Genomic DNA, 14,049 nt, shown 5'->3' on the forward strand with positions numbered 1-14,049 from the left:
GACACCCATGTTCAAGAAGACCCTCGGCTCGCTCGCCGCACTCGCCGTTCTTTCGGCCTCATCCGCTGCTTTCGCACAGGAAGTTGACGAAGCGCTCAAGGACAACCGCGACGAAGGTGCTGTCGCTGAAGAAGTCGACTCGCGCACTTTCCCACCGGTTGAATTCGATGCAAGCGTGAAGCCTGACAATATCTGGGTGCTCGACCTGTCGAATGGTGAGCGGGTGAAGATCCGCCTCATGGAAGAATGGGCGCCCAAGCATGTCGAGCGCATCAAGACGCTGACCAAGGAAGGTTTTTACGACGGCGTGGTGTTCCACCGCGTGATCGATGGTTTTATGGCGCAGGGCGGCGATCCGACCGGTACGGGGCAGGGCGGCTCGCAGCTTCCCGATCTGGAGGAAGAATTCAATCCGATGCCGCATGTTCGCGGCACTCTCTCAATGGCCCGTGCGACGGATGAAGACAGCGCGAACAGCCAGTTCTTCATCGTGTTCTATCCGCGCTTCAGCCTCGATAAGCGCTACACCAATCTTGGCCGTGTGATCGAGAACATGAAGGCGGTCGATGATATCAACCGCGGAGAGCCGCCGCAGAATCCGACCCGCATTTTGCAGGCATCGCTTGCCAGCGACAACAAGCCTCCGGTGTCAGCAGCTCCCGCGGCTCAGCCTGAACAGGATATCACTGCCGATCTGTTGAACGCTCCGCTCCAATAATCGGCGCAGCGTTAAGCTTCGTTCGGAGTGCCAAGCGGCCTAGGCCGCGCACAGGCTTTGCCAACCATAAGCTAAGCGACTATGGGCGCGGGCCATGCGCGTTGACCTGTTTGACTTCGAGCTTCCCCAGGAAAGGATAGCCCTGCGCCCAGTGCGGCCGCGCGATGCTGCGCGGATGCTGGTCGTGGAAGGCTCGCAAGGTCCGCTCGCCGATCACGGTGTGAGCGACCTGCCCTGCCTGCTTCGCCCTGGCGATGTGCTCGTCTTTAATGACACGCGGGTCATTCCCGCGCAGCTTGAAGGCCGTCGTTCGGGGGGTGAAGCCAAAATCGGCGCGACCTTGCACAAGCGCATTGACCTTCGCCGCTGGCAGGCCTTCATCCGCAACGCCAAGCGCGTGAAAGAAGGTGACCATCTGGTCTTTGGTGGCGGCGTAACGGCCATTGCAGAGAAGCGTCACCGCGACGGTTCGATGACCCTGCTGTTCGAAGGGACCGAGCCGGTGGAAGTCCTGCTCGACCGCGCAGGCACTATGCCGCTTCCTCCCTACATCGCCCAGCGGCGCGGGGTCGATGACCAGGACCAGAGCGATTATCAGACCATGTTTGCCGCAGAAGACGGCGCGGTTGCTGCTCCTACGGCCAGCCTCCATTTCACGACCAGACTGGTGTCAGCCCTCGACCACGCCGGGATCAAGCGCGAGATGCTGACGCTCCACGTTGGCGCGGGTACGTTCTTGCCGGTCAAGGCCGAAGACACCAAGGACCATCAGATGCACTCCGAATTCGGGCGCATCAACGCGGGTACGGCTTCACGCATCAACGAGGCCCGCGCCGCAGGTGGCCGCGTGATTGCCGTGGGTACGACTTCGCTGCGCCTGCTTGAAAGTGCAGCGGGCGAGGATGGTAAGCTCCGCGAATTTGCAGGTGACACGGATATCTTCATCACCCCCGGCTACCCGTTCCGCGTGGTCGACGGATTGATGACAAACTTCCATTTGCCCAAATCGACTTTGATGATGCTTGTCAGTGCCCTCATGGGCCGCGAGCGCATGATGGAAGCGTACGAGCATGCCATCGCGCAAAATTATCGTTTCTACTCCTATGGAGATTCTTCGCTGCTTCTCCCCTGAGAGACTGGCCGACGTGCTTGCAATCGCGGCGCGCTGTGCCACATCGCGCATGATGAGCGATACGATCCTTGAGATAAGCGGCCTTACCAAGGTCTACGCGGGCGGCACCAAAGCGCTCGACAACGTTGATCTCTCAATCCGGAAGGGTGAGATTTTCGCGCTGCTCGGCCCTAATGGCGCGGGCAAGACGACGCTTATCGGCGCGGTTTGCGGTATCGTGCGGCCAAGCAGCGGCACGATCACTGCATTCGGGCATGACCTTTCGAATGACTGGCGCAAGGCGAGGGCACGAATTGGCCTGGTCCCGCAAGAACTCTCGACCGACATGTTCGAGACTGTCTGGCGTGCGGTATCGTATTCGCGCGGCCTCTTTGGCCACCCTCCTGATAAAGCGCGGATCGAGGAGATCCTTCGATCGCTGTCGCTGTGGGAGAAGAAGGACAGTCAAATCCGCGAACTGTCTGGCGGGATGAAGCGCCGCGTGCTGATCGCAAAGGCTTTGGCGCATGAGCCTGAATTGCTCTTTCTTGATGAGCCCACTGCCGGCGTTGACGTGGAACTGCGCAAGGGCATGTGGGAACAGATCTCGGCCCTGCGCGAACGCGGTACCACCATTATTCTCACAACTCACTATATCGAGGAAGCCGAACTCATGGCCGACCGCGTGGGGATTATCCGGGGCGGCAAGATCCTGATGGTCGATGACAAGGCCGCGATGATGAAACGAATGGGTACGACAGAGGCCGTGTTCCAGCTCGCCGAGCCGTTGAGTGAACTTCCCGCAAGCATCGCCGAATTCCCCGTTTCGTTGACCGACGATGGCAAGGAGCTTTGCTATCGAGGCGGTGACGGGTCGGGCAGCGGCAGCGAGCAGGTCGCGGCGCTGACCAAGGCGCTGATCGCGGCAGGGATCGACTATCGCGGGATCGACATTCACGATTCCTCGCTTGAGGACATCTTCGTCGACCTCGTCTCCGCGCGCGAAGAGGAGACGGCGTGATGGCGTTCAATATTCGCGGCGCGTGGTCGATTTATCAGCGCGAACTGATGCGCGCGCTTCGCACCGCATTTCAGTCGATCCTGTCACCGGTTCTGACCACCTCGCTCTATTTCGTGGTCTTCGGGACAGTCATCGGCGGGCGGATGGAGCCGGTCGACGGGGTCGCTTATGGTGCCTTTATCATTCCCGGCCTCTTGATGCTCACCTTGCTGGGCGAGACGACCAGCAACTCCTCTTTCGGCATCTACATGCCGCGTTTTACCGGAACCATCTACGAGCTGCTCTCGGCCCCCGTTGGGGTGGCGGAAACGCTGATCGGTTTCGTGGGCGCGGCGGCAACCAAGGGCCTTATTCTGGCCGCCATCATCCTTGGAACCGCGACTTTGTTCGTCGATTACGAGATCAAATATCCGCTGGCCGCAATCGGTTACATCATGCTGGTCGCCGCGAGTTTCTCGCTGTTCGGCTTCATCCTCGGTATCTGGGCTGACAGTTTTGAGAAGCTCGGCATCATCCCGCTCTTGATCCTGACACCGCTTACATTTCTTGGCGGCACATTCTATTCGATCGACGACCTTCCAGGCATCTGGTCGACTATCGCCTATGCGAACCCGATCGCTTTTCTCGTGAGCGGGCTGCGCTGGACTTTCTACGGGACATCGGACGTATCGATCTGGGTGTCGCTCGGCCTAACGCTCGGGTTCCTTGCCCTGTGCACCGGTATCATCGCTTTCATCTTCAAGACAGGCTGGCGCCTCAGAGAATGACCTCTCGCTTCAAATTTACCCTCGATGCAACTGACGGCAAGGCGCGCACCGGCAAGATCGAGATGCTGCGCGGCGACATCCGCACGCCGGCTTTCATGCCGGTTGGCACTGCTGCGACCGTCAAGGCCATGAAACCCGAGGCGGTTCGCGCGCTCGGCGCGGACATTATCCTTGGCAATACCTACCACCTGATGCTGCGTCCCGGCGCCGAGCGTGTTGCACGGCTTGGCGGGCTTCACAAATTCATGCGCTGGGATCGCCCGATCCTGACCGATAGCGGCGGCTATCAGGTGATGAGCCTTTCGGACCTGCGCAAGCTCACCGAGAAGGGCGTCGAGTTTCGCAGCCACATCGACGGATCGAAGCACATGCTGACGCCAGAGCGATCGATGGAGATTCAGCGCCTGCTCGGCTCTGACATCGTGATGGCCTTCGACGAATGCCCGCGCGCCGACCGCCCACGCGACGAGATTGCCTCATCGATGGAGCTTTCCATGCGTTGGGCCAAGCGCAGCCGGGACGGCTTTGACAGCGGTGAAGAACATGCAGCGCGCTCTGCCCTGTTCGGCATCCAGCAAGGCGCGCTTGACGAAGACCTGAGAAAAATCAGCGCCGACAAACTTACGGACATCGGGTTCGATGGATATGCGGTGGGCGGGCTTGCCGTAGGCGAGGGTCAGGAGGCCATGTTCGGTGTCCTCGACTATGCCCCTGACATGCTGCCGGTTGATCGGCCCCGATATCTCATGGGTGTAGGCAAGCCGGACGACCTCGTCGGTGCGGTTGAACGCGGCATCGATATGTTCGACTGCGTCCTCCCGACCCGGTCAGGGCGCAATGGGCAAGCCTTCACTTGGAACGGCCCGTTAAATCTCCGCAATGCGCGTTTCGCGGAAGATCAGGAGCCGCTCGATCCGACCTCGAATTGCTCGGCCTCCCGCGATTATTCCAAGGCGTATTTGCACCACCTCATCAAGTCAGGCGAGATGCTGGGCGCGATGCTGTTGACCGAGCACAATCTGGCTTTCTACCAGTCGCTCATGCAGGCGATGCGCGATGCCATTTCCGAAGGGCGATTTGCCGCTTTCGCTGCGGACTTCAGGCGAAACTACCTGCGCAGCTAAATTCTTGGGCCGGCGGCCTCGACAAACGCTGCGCTTCGGGCCAATGGCGCTTGCATGAGTGATTTCACTGCGAAACTTCCCGACGATTGCGAAACGATGATCGACGTCCGCGAAGGCGTCGACGCTACCGATCGCGCACTGGTCGAGCTGCTGGATCGCCGGTTCGGCTATATGCGCGCAGCTGCCCGGATTAAGCCAACGCGCGATGCCGTGCGTGATGAGGAGCGCAAAGCGAGCGTCATCAATGCAGCTGTCGCCGATGCCGAAAGCCGAGGGATCCCCGGCGACGTGATCGCCGACATCTGGGAGCGGCTTGTCGAGGGTTCAATCGCTTACGAATTCGTCGAGTGGGATCGCATCAGGGACTGACCTGTGGTGCTCGCTGCCACGATGGCGGATTTAGCTGCGAGGGGCGAGGAATCTCTCCAGCCGTTTCTGCTTTTTCTCTGGAGCTTTCGGCCTGATTGAGCGCGCCATGCGTTCAATCTTCGTTTGCCACTTGCCCAGACCTTTTTCCGCGCCGCCATCCTTGATTGGGCCGCAGGCTAGAATGCGCACGGGCTTGAATCCGACAAAGCCGAGCACCTGCCTCTTCCAGCGCTTGATCAGGGCATTGCCGTAAAGCAGACGGAGAAAGACAGGAGGGGTATCCATGGTGGCGATCACATCGGCCGACCGACCTCCCATCAGCTCGTCCCACAGAGCGCTCTTTTCACGATAAGCAAACATGAAGCCGGGCAGGAAAAGTCGGTCGAGCAGCCCTTTCAGCTGTGCCGGTTCGGCACCCCACCACATTGGAAATGCAACGACCAGATGATCGCAATCGTCGATCCGCTCAGCGAGCATGCGGAGATCCGGTTCCCATTCGGTCCGCTTGGCATAGCCATGACTGAGGTTGGGATTGAAATTCAGATCGCGCATCGCGATCCTCTCGACGCAGCAGTCTTCAGGCAGCGCAGTCCGATACAGGTCAAGAAGGTGCGATGCGAAACGGCCCTCGTCCGGGTGTCCATCAACCAGCAAAACATTCATGAAATCGCGATCTCCCCCTGATGCCCGAGCCATCCTGTCCCTCGACTGCGCAAAAGAAAAGGGCGGCCCAACCGGACCGCCCTTTTTCGTTGTGTATGAACCAGCGGTTCTTAGCGCGAGTAGAACTCGACCACGAGGTTCGGTTCCATGGTGACCGGGTAGGGCACTTCGTCGAGCTTGGGCACGCGCGTGAACTGAACCTTGTCGTTGCCGTCGGGAGCGACATAGTCGGGGATTTCACGCTCAGGCAGGCTCTGGGCTTCGATGACGAGAGCCATTTCCTTAGCCTTGTTGCCAAGGCTGATGACGTCGCCCACGTCGCAGCGACGCGATGCGATATTGCACTTCACGCCGTTGACGTAGATGTGGCCGTGCGAAACGATCTGACGCGCGGCGAAGATCGTCGGAGCGAACTTGGCGCGGTACACGATCATGTCGAGGCGACGCTCAAGCAGGCCGATCAGGTTTTGACCGGTGTCACCCTTCATGCGGGTGGCGTCCTTGTAGGTCGAGCGGAACTGCTTCTCGGTAACGTCGCCATAATAGCCCTTGAGCTTCTGCTTGGCGCGAAGCTGCAGACCGAAGTCGCTCATCTTGCTCTTGCGACGCTGACCGTGCTGGCCCGGGCCGTAGGAACGCTTGTTGACCGGGCTGTTGGGGCGACCCCAGATGTTTTCACCCATCCGGCGGTCGAGTTTGTACTTGGCGCTCTTGCGCTTCGACATAAGTCTTTCCTTCAATCTAGCTGGACCAGCCTTGTGCTGGCCATTCAACCCGGCATCGCTCCGTCGATTATGAAGTTCGACGCGGCCACCGCTTCACCGGGGTGCGGGGCCAAAATGCGAAGGCGCGCCAATAGCATTATCGGCGCGCCAGTCAAGCTATTGTGGAGCAGCAAAGTGCCGCCCGCGATCAGTTGCCGGAATTGAACCGGCGCCATTCGGCCTTGGTCATGCAAACGCGGGTCGGACGACGGCTTGCGGCGTCGAGACGGACTCGGCGGCAGATGCGCTCGGCCTCTTCCGGTTCTTCATCGACCTGCGGTGCTTCGGGCGCAGCCGCTTCGGCCTGCGTTGCCTGAGCAGGTTCTTCGGCGGGATCGCTCTCTTGTTGCTCGACCTGCGTTTCGGTCACTGAGGGCGCGGTTTCCTGCGCCGGTTCATCGGCAGAAGCGGACACAGCAAAAACGAGGGCTGCCGCGGCGAGCGGGAGGGTGAGCTTCATCAAAATTCTCGCTGAAGTTTTAGAGGGTTCGCAGTGGCTAACGGTGCGTCGCTTGCTTGTCCACTGTCAATCGCCGCTCTGCGCTGCAGTGTTAGCGTTCACTTACTCAGGATCGCGAGGAGGGCGCTCAAGTGTGCTCAGAATCCCGCGCAGGGTGCGAACCTCGAGATGATTCCATCCCGGCTTCGTCAGCACGCTGCGCAAGGTACGCGCAGTCGCCTCGCGGCGGCTCTCAGGGAGGAAGTAACCTCGGGGATCGAGCAGCTTCTCGAAGTGCCCGATAAGGCCCTCAAGGTCGTCCTGAGGAGCGGGAGGAAGAGCTTCGTCTTCGGCGGTTGGCTGTACCAGGTCGCTCGACGCATCTTCAGCTTCTCGACCAATCCGCGACCATTCATATGCGCACAAAATCACTGCCTGAGCGAGGTTGAGTGAGCCGAACTCGGGATTGATCGGAACTGTCAGGATATGCCGGGCAAGTGCCACATCTTCGGTCTCGAGGCCCGATGCCTCGCGCCCGAAGAGGATGGCGTGGCGTCCAGGCTCGGCATGGATCAGCCGTGCCGCACCATCGGGACCAACTACTGGTTTGGTCACGCCGCGTTTACGGACCGTGGTGGCATAGACATGCTCACAATCAGCGACGGCCTCAGCAGTGCTCGAAAAGACCTTCGCTTCGTCTAGCACGATGTCCGCACCTGCGGCGGCAGGCCCGGCTGAAGGATTGGGCCACCCGTCGCGCGGGTTCACGATGCGCATTTCGGTCAGGCCGAAATTGAGCATTGCGCGCGCTGCCTTGCCGATGTTCTCGCCAAGTTGCGGGCGTACGAGGACGATAACGGGCTTGTTCGCCATAATCAGTCCTTCGCGGCCTCTTGCACCGTGCTCGCAAATTCCTCGAAATCGCGGGCCTCGGAGAAGTCCCGGTAGACGCTGGCGAAGCGGATGTAGGCTACCGAGTCGATCTGTTTCAGGCCCTCCATCACCATTTCGCCGATGCGAGCGGAAGGCACTTCGGGCTCGCCAGCGGTCTCCACCTGGCGCTGGATTCCCGAAACGAGCTGGTCGATGCGCTCCTGCGAGACATCGCGCTTGCGGCAGGCAAGAGCGACCGAACGCTCGAGTTTTGAGCGGTCAAATGCCTCGCGCCGCTCCTCGCCCTTTTCGCCCGATTTGACGATCGTGACCTCGCGCAACTGGACGCGTTCAAACGTAGTGAAGCGTGCGCCGCACGACGAACACTGGCGACGCCGCCTGATCGAGGTGTTGTCCTCTGTCGGGCGGCTGTCTTTCACTTGGGTGTCTTCGTGAGCGCAAAAGGGGCAGCGCATGAGTTACTCTTGTTCTTCGATTTTTGCGTAAACGGCGATGACGAAACCCAGAAAAGCGCCGAGCATGATCCAGAGCCAGCCATCGAAAATCAGCCAACCGAAGACACCGCCGATTGCAGCGCCGCCAAGTGCATATGGAACGGTCGGATGATCCCAGCCGACCTTTTCCATGTCCTCGATCTCGGCCTTGAACCTTTCGTCGAGGTCTTGCTTTTCGGGCTCGTCGCTCACCAAGTAGGCCGGTTCGAGTTACTGGCCCGGATAAACCGGGAAATCGGCGCAGAGCTTCGCGACTTCGCCGCGGACCTGCTCCTCGATCTGCGCATCGCCTTCAGGGCCGTTCTTCGAAAGACCATCGACGACGCGCGCGATCAATTCGCCCACCTTGCGGAATTCGACCGGCCCGAAACCGCGAGTGGTGCCAGCAGGCGTACCCAGACGGATGCCACTTGTGACGAATGGCGAGCGGGTGTCGAAGGGGATGCCGTTCTTGTTGCAGGTTAGCCATGCGCGGTCGAGACCTGCCTCGGCTGCCCTGCCGGTCACGTCCTTGGCCGTCAGATCGACCAGCATCGAGTGGTTGTCGGTCCCGCCCGAGACGATGCGAAGGCCGTTTTCTTCGAGGCTCGCCGCCAGCGCGCGGGCGTTCTCGACGATGCGGTGAGCATAGGTCTTAAACTCAGGCTGGAGAGCTTCGCGAAAGGCCACTGCTTTGGCAGCGATGACATGCATCAGCGGACCGCCCTGCAAGCCGGGGAAGACCGCCATGTTGAGCGGCTTGGTGAACTTCTCGTCATTCCACAGGATGATGCCTGAACGCGGGCCGCGCAGGCTCTTGTGCGTAGTCGAGGTGACGATGTCGCAATGCGGGAAGGGCGAGGGGTGGGCGCCGCCGGCGACGAGGCCCGAAATGTGGCTCATGTCGCACAGCAGGACCGCGCCCACTTCGTCGGCGATCTCGCGGAAGGCCGCAAAGTCCCAGACGCGCGAATAGGCGGTGCCGCCGCAGATGATGAGCTTTGGCTTGTGCTCGCGCGCGGTTGCGGCGACCGCGTCCATGTCGATCAATTCGTCGCCTTCAGTCACTCCATAGCTGACTGGATTGAACCATTTGCCGCTCATATTAACGGGCGAACCATGGGTAAGGTGACCACCGGAATTGAGGTCGAGCCCCATGAACGTGTCGCCGGGCTGCAGAAGGCCGAGGAACACTGCCTGGTTCATCTGGCTGCCGCTGTTGGGCTGCACGTTGGCGAAATTGCATCCGAACAGTTGCTTCGCACGCTCGATCGCGAGCGTTTCGACCACATCCGCATAGTCGCAGCCGCCATAATAGCGCTTGCCCGGATAGCCTTCCGCATACTTGTTGGTGAAGACGCTGCCGGTTGCTTCAAGCACCGCTTTTGACGCGATGTTCTCGCTCGCGATCAGCTCGATCTTGTCCTGCTGGCGCTTTAGCTCCTTGTCGATTGCATCCGCGATCTCCGGATCGGAAGTCGCAAGATTGTCGTGCCAAAAACCGTGCATCGGGTCGGTGGTGTGATTGGGCTGCGTGCTCATTGATGTGTCTCGATGTGATCGGGAGAGGTCGGCGGATTACCAAGCTTGGCAACGCGGCGTTGGTGACGCCCGGCGGGATCGCCTTCGTCGGCAAATTCGGTGTTGAGAAATGTAGCTACGCAAGACTTCGCCATTTCGATGCCGATGAGCCGCGCGCCAAGGGCGATGCAGTTCGCATTGTTATGTTCGCGCGCAAGAGCGGCCGACAGCGGCTCAGACACCAAAGCGCAGCGAAGCGCCGGGTGACGATTGACGCTGATCGAGATGCCAATCCCCGATCCGCACAGAGCGATACCGAACTGAGCGGTCCCGTCTGCGACCACTTCGGCTAGTTTGTAGCCGTAATCGGGATAGTCGACGCTCTCGCCCTCTTCGGGGCCAAGATCGGCGACTTCGTGGCCTTCGTCCATCAACCATTCGGCCAGGCTTGCCTTGAGGTCGGTGGCGGCGTGATCTGATGCAATGGCTATACGCATGGCCGCTACATAAACGCGGCAGCCGCGCGACTCCACCCCGTGCGGGACGCTTTTCGACGTATCAGGAAGCGGAAATGCAGATTTGGAGCCCCTGATGGGCAAATCGCTCACTTGTGCCGGAGGAATTTGTGAGTCATTTCCTTAGCATGCGGTCAATACTACCCATCGGACTTTGCCTCGTGCTCGCCATGCCTGCGTGGGAAAAGCTGGACGCTGAGCCGGGTGTCGAAGCCGAGCGGGTGTCACGCGCGTCCGCGCTTGATGATGGATTTGGCGCGGTTGTAATCTCAATCCGCAGCGAGATTTACCTCGATGAGCCGCTGGACGTCTTTTTCCTGCGAGAGGGCGGGGATGTAGCCAACGACGCCGATGTCGTGCGTTTCGAGCGCAAGCAGGGGCTGATCGCCTTCGGCAACGATACGCTCAAGTATAAAGTCCACGCCTATCAGCTGCGACCAGGCACATATCGCCTTGTCGGACACGGTATGGAGTGCCCAAAGGTGCCGGCCGAGGACGAGCGCTGCCTGATAGATGCGCCCGGTCTGTTTGGACGCGAAGAGATATCACGTCCCAGTCGCGGTTACGGCGTGATAGCGCCGACATTCGAGGTTCGGGCGGGCGCGGTTACCTATGCTGGCGATTTCGCGCTCACTTCGCGCAACACGATCGAATGGTCCGAAGTCCCGAGCGAAGAGTTACGCCAGACAGAGCGTCGTCTCGCGCGTCTTGCGCGTGCTCCTGAGCCGGTCATTCCCGACGAGTTCAAGCTAAAATACGGGCTATTTCCACGAAGCTACGAGGATGATTTGAACCGGCGCTATTGAAGCGGTCCAATCACTTCTTCTTCTTGGCTTTCTTGACTGTCTTGTTCAGCCACTTCCACAAAGCCTCGATCTCCTTTGCTGCCTTGCCTTCAGGGTCAATCTCTGCCGCAGTTTCGCCTTTGGCCGACGAGCGGTGAAACGCGGCGCGGTCGCCCAATTGGACCGGGCAGATGTCGAGCTTCATTGCTTTCGCGGTGCCTTTGGCTTCCTCCGCCAAGACTGTCGCCCCTGAAGGGACCGCGTTGAGCACCACGTAGGCGGGCGTCTTTGCAAAGTTGACCAGATCAGCAATGGGCTCGAGCGCTGCTAGATCAAAGGCGCGAGGCTTGGTCGGTACGAGCACGATGTCGGCCGCCTTGATCGCTTCGCGTGCGGCAGCATCGGCATGGGGAGGGGTGTCGATGACGATGAAGTCGACGCCGTTTTTCTTGGCGCTCTCGATTGTTCGATTAAGGCGGGCTGGGGGCGCGGTCACCACCACGGGCAGAAAGTCGCCGCGCCAATCGCTCCAGGTCGCGGCGGTCGCCTGGGGATCGGTGTCGATCACGCAACTTTCATGTTTCGCAACCGCTGCGCGCGTCGCAAGATGGACTGCGAGCGTGGTCTTACCCGACCCGCCTTTCTGGCTGGCGATTGCGATAATTGTCGTCATGAGCGAACCCCGAATTGCTGCGCTGCACAATAATTAGAGCAAACGGGTGAGCTTGGCGAGTGCCAGTTTCCCACAAAGCTAGGGAAAAACGCGGCTACGGTGCGGATGGAGGCGCGCCCTCCTAGCCAAAACGAAAGCTGCCTCGAAACTCAAAGTCGCGAGGCAGCTTTTTGTTCTTACTGGTCGAGGAAGGAGCGCATCTTGCGGCTGCGGCTCGGGTGCTTGAGCTTGCGCAGCGCCTTCGCCTCGATCTGACGGATTCGTTCGCGCGTCACCGAGAACTGTTGGCCGACCTCTTCGAGAGTGTGGTCGGTGTTCATGCCGATGCCGAAACGCATGCGCAGCACACGCTCTTCGCGCGGGGTCAGCGAGGCGAGGACGCGAGTGACGGTCTCCTTGAGGTTTGCCTGAATCGCGGCATCGACCGGGATGACGGCGTTTTTGTCCTCGATGAAATCGCCCAGATGCGAATCTTCCTCGTCGCCAATCGGCGTTTCGAGACTGATCGGTTCCTTGGCGATCTTCATCACCTTGCGAACCTTTTCGAGTGGCATTGAGAGGCGCGCTGCCATTTCTTCCGGCGTGGGCTCGCGGCCTTCCTCGTGGAGGAACTGGCGCGAAGTGCGGACCAGCTTGTTGATCGTCTCGATCATGTGGACCGGGATGCGGATAGTGCGCGCCTGGTCGGCAATCGAACGGGTGATCGCCTGACGGATCCACCATGTCGCGTAAGTGCTGAACTTGTAGCCGCGACGGTACTCGAATTTGTCGACGGCCTTCATCAGGCCGATGTTGCCTTCCTGAATAAGATCAAGGAATTGCAGCCCGCGATTGGTGTATTTCTTGGCGATGGAAATCACGAGACGCAGGTTCGCCTCGACCATTTCTTTCTTCGCAATACGTGCTTCGCGCTCGCCTTTCTGCACCATGTTCACGATGCGGCGGAACTCGGGAAGCGCCATGCCGGTCTGCGCGGCAATGTCGGTGATCTCGGTCCGGATGCGTTCGATCGCGGCCTCTTCCTTCTCGGCGAAGGCGGCCCACTTCTTGTCCTTCTTGGCGTTGGCAGCAATCCAGCTATCGTCGAGCTCGTTGCCTACATAGGACTTGAGGAAGTCGATGCGCTTGATCTTGTGACGTTCGGCAAGACGCAGCATCTGGCCGCCAAGAGCGGTCAGGCGACGATTGAAGGCGTAGAGGTTGTCGACCAGGAATTCGATCTTGGTCGCGTGGAACTGGACGCTTTCAACTTCGGCGGTCAGCTCTTCCGAGAGCTTTTCGTACTTGTTTTCCTTCGCCTTCGGGAATTCATTACCCGCTGCAAGAGTTTCGACGCGCTCCGCCTGAAGTTTCTCGAAGGTCTTGAACAGCTTGGTGATGCGGGCGAAACGCTCGATCGCGTCGGGCTTTAAGGCCGCTTCCATCTGGGCAAGGCTGAGGGTGTTGTCTTCCTCTTCCTCGTCATCCTTCTTGGATGCGCCTTCTTCGCCGTCTTCACCGTCTTCGCTCTCGTCAGAATCGTCCTCGTCATCGTCGCGAATGGTCGGGCCGGCGGTTTCTTCTGAGATCTCACCGTCGTCGTCTTCGTTCTCCTCCTCCATCTTGTCAGGGGGCGGTTCCTTCGAAAGCATAGCGTCGAGATCGAGGATCTCGCGCAGCTGCATGTCTTCGGAATTCAGAGCTTCGGACCACTGGATGATCGCGTGGAAGGTGATCGGGCTCTCGCACAGGCCCATGATCATCATGTCGCGGCCAGCTTCGATACGCTTGGCGATAGCGATTTCGCCTTCGCGGCTGAGCAGCTCGACCGCGCCCATTTCGCGTAGATACATGCGAACCGGGTCATCCGTGCGCTCACCGGTGCCGGTTTTCTTCGCGGCGGGCTTGGCAGCAGCCTTGGTGTCTTTCTTCTTCTCGGCCTCGCCTTCGACCGACATTTCCTCGACTTCGGCTTCCTGTTCAGCCTCGGCCTCGGCTTCTTCGTCGTTTTCGACGATCTGGACGCCCATTTCGGAAAGCGCGGTCTGGATGTCTTCGATCTGGTCGGGGCTCATTTCGCCCGACGGCAAGGCCGCGTTGAGCTCATCATACGTGATGTAGCCCTTCTTCTTGGCCTTGGTCATCAGCTTCTTCACTGAAGCTTCATTGAGATCGATAAGCGGTGCGTCGTCTTTGTCGGCGGCTTTAGCAGTCGAGGCCATACAAATCTGTC

At 59.8% G+C, this 14,049-nt stretch carries 17 protein-coding genes; 7 read left to right on the forward strand and 10 right to left on the reverse strand.

Annotation, left to right across the window (positions count from 1 at the left end):
* Positions 1–7 precede the first annotated feature (7 nt).
* From NAP1_RS04740 to NAP1_RS04765, 6 genes are all read left to right on the forward strand, one after another.
* Positions 8–718 (forward strand): peptidylprolyl isomerase, encoded by a 711-nt coding sequence (locus tag NAP1_RS04740; protein WP_007164098.1) that lies wholly within the window; start codon positions 8–10, stop codon positions 716–718.
* Positions 719–812: 94 nt separating this feature from the next.
* The gene (gene queA, locus NAP1_RS04745) at positions 813–1,850 is read left to right on the forward strand and encodes a tRNA preQ1(34) S-adenosylmethionine ribosyltransferase-isomerase QueA (RefSeq protein WP_007164099.1); all 1,038 of its coding nucleotides are present in this window, start codon (positions 813–815) and stop codon (positions 1,848–1,850) included.
* A 52-nt stretch (positions 1,851–1,902) separates the two neighbouring features.
* Complete coding sequence (locus NAP1_RS04750) at positions 1,903–2,850, forward strand: ABC transporter ATP-binding protein (protein ID WP_040464730.1); 948 nt, start codon at positions 1,903–1,905, stop codon at positions 2,848–2,850.
* A complete protein-coding gene (locus NAP1_RS04755; RefSeq protein WP_007164101.1) occupies positions 2,850–3,617 on the forward strand; it encodes an ABC transporter permease in 768 nt (255 codons plus the stop codon). The genes NAP1_RS04750 and NAP1_RS04755 overlap by 1 nt, the downstream gene beginning before the upstream one ends.
* A complete protein-coding gene (tgt, locus tag NAP1_RS04760; protein WP_007164102.1) occupies positions 3,614–4,741 on the forward strand; it encodes a tRNA guanosine(34) transglycosylase Tgt in 1,128 nt (375 codons plus the stop codon). Before NAP1_RS04755 ends, tgt begins: the two co-directional genes overlap by 4 nt.
* A gap of 54 nt (positions 4,742–4,795) precedes the next feature.
* Positions 4,796–5,110 (forward strand): chorismate mutase, encoded by a 315-nt coding sequence (locus NAP1_RS04765; protein ID WP_007164103.1) that lies wholly within the window; start codon positions 4,796–4,798, stop codon positions 5,108–5,110.
* 30 nt (positions 5,111–5,140) lie between these two features.
* On the opposite strand, the gene NAP1_RS04770 is transcribed toward NAP1_RS04765, so the two are convergent.
* From NAP1_RS04770 to NAP1_RS04805, 8 genes are all read right to left on the reverse strand, one after another.
* On the reverse strand, positions 5,141–5,773 hold the full coding sequence (locus NAP1_RS04770) for an NAD(P)H-dependent oxidoreductase (protein ID WP_007164104.1): 633 nt from the start codon (positions 5,771–5,773) through the stop codon (positions 5,141–5,143).
* A gap of 110 nt (positions 5,774–5,883) precedes the next feature.
* Positions 5,884–6,498 carry a 30S ribosomal protein S4 gene (gene rpsD, locus NAP1_RS04775; RefSeq protein ID WP_007164105.1) on the reverse strand — a complete coding sequence of 205 codons (615 nt, stop codon included), beginning with the start codon at positions 6,496–6,498 and terminating at the stop codon, positions 5,884–5,886.
* Positions 6,499–6,685: 187 nt separating this feature from the next.
* Entirely contained in the window at positions 6,686–6,997 is a 312-nt protein-coding gene (locus tag NAP1_RS04780) for a hypothetical protein (RefSeq protein WP_007164107.1), read from the reverse strand.
* Positions 6,998–7,099: 102 nt separating this feature from the next.
* On the reverse strand, positions 7,100–7,849 hold the full coding sequence (locus NAP1_RS04785) for an RNA methyltransferase (RefSeq protein ID WP_007164108.1): 750 nt from the start codon (positions 7,847–7,849) through the stop codon (positions 7,100–7,102).
* Positions 7,850–7,851: 2 nt separating this feature from the next.
* A complete protein-coding gene (gene nrdR, locus NAP1_RS04790; RefSeq protein WP_007164109.1) occupies positions 7,852–8,325 on the reverse strand; it encodes a transcriptional regulator NrdR in 474 nt (157 codons plus the stop codon).
* Positions 8,326–8,328: 3 nt separating this feature from the next.
* A complete protein-coding gene (locus tag NAP1_RS04795) occupies positions 8,329–8,556 on the reverse strand; it encodes a hypothetical protein (RefSeq protein ID WP_040464254.1) in 228 nt (75 codons plus the stop codon).
* An 18-nt stretch (positions 8,557–8,574) separates the two neighbouring features.
* Positions 8,575–9,885 carry a serine hydroxymethyltransferase gene (gene glyA, locus NAP1_RS04800; protein WP_007164111.1) on the reverse strand — a complete coding sequence of 437 codons (1,311 nt, stop codon included), beginning with the start codon at positions 9,883–9,885 and terminating at the stop codon, positions 8,575–8,577.
* On the reverse strand, positions 9,882–10,361 hold the full coding sequence (locus tag NAP1_RS04805) for an RpiB/LacA/LacB family sugar-phosphate isomerase (protein WP_007164112.1): 480 nt from the start codon (positions 10,359–10,361) through the stop codon (positions 9,882–9,884). Before NAP1_RS04805 ends, glyA begins: the two co-directional genes overlap by 4 nt.
* A 146-nt stretch (positions 10,362–10,507) precedes the next feature.
* Here NAP1_RS04805 and NAP1_RS04810 point away from each other — a divergent pair, with 146 nt between their 5' ends.
* Positions 10,508–11,185 carry a hypothetical protein gene (locus NAP1_RS04810; protein ID WP_156777203.1) on the forward strand — a complete coding sequence of 226 codons (678 nt, stop codon included), beginning with the start codon at positions 10,508–10,510 and terminating at the stop codon, positions 11,183–11,185.
* Positions 11,186–11,195: 10 nt separating this feature from the next.
* Here the strand turns inward: NAP1_RS04810 and parA are convergent, their stop codons facing one another.
* The gene (gene parA, locus NAP1_RS04815; protein ID WP_007164114.1) at positions 11,196–11,837 is read right to left on the reverse strand and encodes a ParA family partition ATPase; all 642 of its coding nucleotides are present in this window, start codon (positions 11,835–11,837) and stop codon (positions 11,196–11,198) included.
* A 176-nt stretch (positions 11,838–12,013) separates the two neighbouring features.
* Complete coding sequence (gene rpoD, locus NAP1_RS04820) at positions 12,014–14,038, reverse strand: RNA polymerase sigma factor RpoD (RefSeq protein ID WP_007164115.1); 2,025 nt, start codon at positions 14,036–14,038, stop codon at positions 12,014–12,016.
* Positions 14,039–14,049: the final 11 nt, after the last annotated feature.

Origin of the sequence: Erythrobacter sp. NAP1, from assembly GCF_000152865.1 — a bacterium.
In the GTDB taxonomy this organism is placed as follows: Bacteria; Pseudomonadota; Alphaproteobacteria; order Sphingomonadales; family Sphingomonadaceae; genus Erythrobacter.

Excerpts from the sequence above, each read along its gene's own strand:
- NAP1_RS04740 (WP_007164098.1), top strand. The coding sequence starts at position 8 with ATGTTCAAGAAGACCCTCGGCTCGCTCGCCGCACTCGCCGTTCTTTCG.
- queA (WP_007164099.1), top strand. The coding sequence starts at position 813 with ATGCGCGTTGACCTGTTTGACTTCGAGCTTCCCCAGGAAAGGATAGCC.
- NAP1_RS04750 (WP_040464730.1), top strand. The coding sequence starts at position 1,903 with ATGAGCGATACGATCCTTGAGATAAGCGGCCTTACCAAGGTCTACGCG.
- NAP1_RS04755 (WP_007164101.1), top strand. The coding sequence starts at position 2,850 with ATGGCGTTCAATATTCGCGGCGCGTGGTCGATTTATCAGCGCGAACTG.
- tgt (WP_007164102.1), top strand. The coding sequence starts at position 3,614 with ATGACCTCTCGCTTCAAATTTACCCTCGATGCAACTGACGGCAAGGCG.
- NAP1_RS04765 (WP_007164103.1), top strand. The coding sequence starts at position 4,796 with ATGAGTGATTTCACTGCGAAACTTCCCGACGATTGCGAAACGATGATC.
- NAP1_RS04770 (WP_007164104.1), bottom strand. The coding sequence starts at position 5,773 with ATGAATGTTTTGCTGGTTGATGGACACCCGGACGAGGGCCGTTTCGCA.
- rpsD (WP_007164105.1), bottom strand. The coding sequence starts at position 6,498 with ATGTCGAAGCGCAAGAGCGCCAAGTACAAACTCGACCGCCGGATGGGT.
- NAP1_RS04780 (WP_007164107.1), bottom strand. The coding sequence starts at position 6,997 with ATGAAGCTCACCCTCCCGCTCGCCGCGGCAGCCCTCGTTTTTGCTGTG.
- NAP1_RS04785 (WP_007164108.1), bottom strand. The coding sequence starts at position 7,849 with ATGGCGAACAAGCCCGTTATCGTCCTCGTACGCCCGCAACTTGGCGAG.
- nrdR (WP_007164109.1), bottom strand. The coding sequence starts at position 8,325 with ATGCGCTGCCCCTTTTGCGCTCACGAAGACACCCAAGTGAAAGACAGC.
- glyA (WP_007164111.1), bottom strand. The coding sequence starts at position 9,885 with ATGAGCACGCAGCCCAATCACACCACCGACCCGATGCACGGTTTTTGG.
- NAP1_RS04805 (WP_007164112.1), bottom strand. The coding sequence starts at position 10,361 with ATGCGTATAGCCATTGCATCAGATCACGCCGCCACCGACCTCAAGGCA.
- NAP1_RS04810 (WP_156777203.1), top strand. The coding sequence starts at position 10,508 with ATGCGGTCAATACTACCCATCGGACTTTGCCTCGTGCTCGCCATGCCT.
- parA (WP_007164114.1), bottom strand. The coding sequence starts at position 11,837 with ATGACGACAATTATCGCAATCGCCAGCCAGAAAGGCGGGTCGGGTAAG.
- rpoD (WP_007164115.1), bottom strand. The coding sequence starts at position 14,038 with ATGGCCTCGACTGCTAAAGCCGCCGACAAAGACGACGCACCGCTTATC.